We start from the raw sequence: 1,026 nt of genomic DNA, 5'->3' as shown, positions 1-1,026 counted from the left end.
GGCTGCCCGCGGCCGTGGTCCTGCTGCCCCCGCCCGCCGCCGGCCTGACCCTGCTCGGGTCGCTGCACGGCCGGGTCGACCGGCTCGACGACGTGCCGGCCGCCGTCGTGAACGCGGACCAGATCGTCACGTCCGGGCAGGGCTCGGACGCGCAGACGATCGCCGCCGGCCGGCTGCTCGCGGCGAACCTCACCCACCCGCCCGCCGGCGCCGACGTCGGGTTCGCGTGGACCCTGACCGACGCCGCCGACGCCGCCGCGGGGCTGGCGGACGGGTCGTACGCCGCGGTCGTGACGATCCCGTCGGACTTCTCCGCGGACGTGGGCTCGCTCGCGACCGACGACCCCGTGCAGGCGACCGTCACCGTCCAGGGCGACCGCGCGCGGTCCGCGGTGACGGCGCTGCTCGCCGACCAGGTGGCCCAGGTCGCGGCGACGACGATGGGGCAGCAGGTCACCGGCTCGTACCTGGACGGGGTCTACCAGGGTTTCGACCAGATCGCCGACCAGATGGGCCAGGCGGCGGACGGGGCGCAGCAGGCGGCGGACGGGGCGACGTCGCTCGCGTCCGGCGCCGGCCAGGTCGCGGGCGGTGCGGGCGCGCTCGCCGCGGCGACGGACCGGCTCGCGTCCGGGGCCGCGGAGCTCAGCGCCGGGGCCGCCGCGCTGTCCTCCGGCGCGGGGCAGGTCGCCTCGGGCGCGACCGGCCTGGCGTCGGGGACGCAGGGGGTCGCCGGCGGCGCGGTCCAGGTCAGCGACGGCGCAGCCGCCCTGGCCGCGGCGCTGGCGGCGGCGGACGCGCGGGTGCACGACCTGCCCGCCGGCGCCTCCGACCTCGACCGTGCCGCCGCGGGGCTCGCCGCGCTCACCGACGCGATCTCGGCGCTCGCGGCCGGGTGCGCCGCCGGGGACGCGGGCCAGTGCGCGGCGCTGCGCGCGGCGGTCGACGGCGACGGGTCCGGCCCGTCGCTCCGGGAGCTCGCGGGCGGCATCCGGTCCGGCAGCGGCGCGCTCTCGGGGGCGGTCG

At 80.6% G+C, this 1,026-nt stretch carries 1 protein-coding gene; it reads left to right on the top strand.

Translation table 11 applies throughout. The features are described from left to right. Positions 1-1,026 (top strand): YhgE/Pip domain-containing protein (locus KVT14_RS23305; protein ID WP_217617266.1); only part of this gene is annotated, 1,026 nt, incomplete at both ends.

Origin of the sequence: Cellulomonas sp. GbtcB1 (genome assembly GCF_019091725.1) — a bacterium.
GTDB lineage: Bacteria > Actinomycetota > Actinomycetes > Actinomycetales > Cellulomonadaceae > Cellulomonas.
The sequence above is the reverse complement of the archived record's forward strand: the minus strand, read 5'-3'. Positions and strand labels throughout refer to the sequence as shown.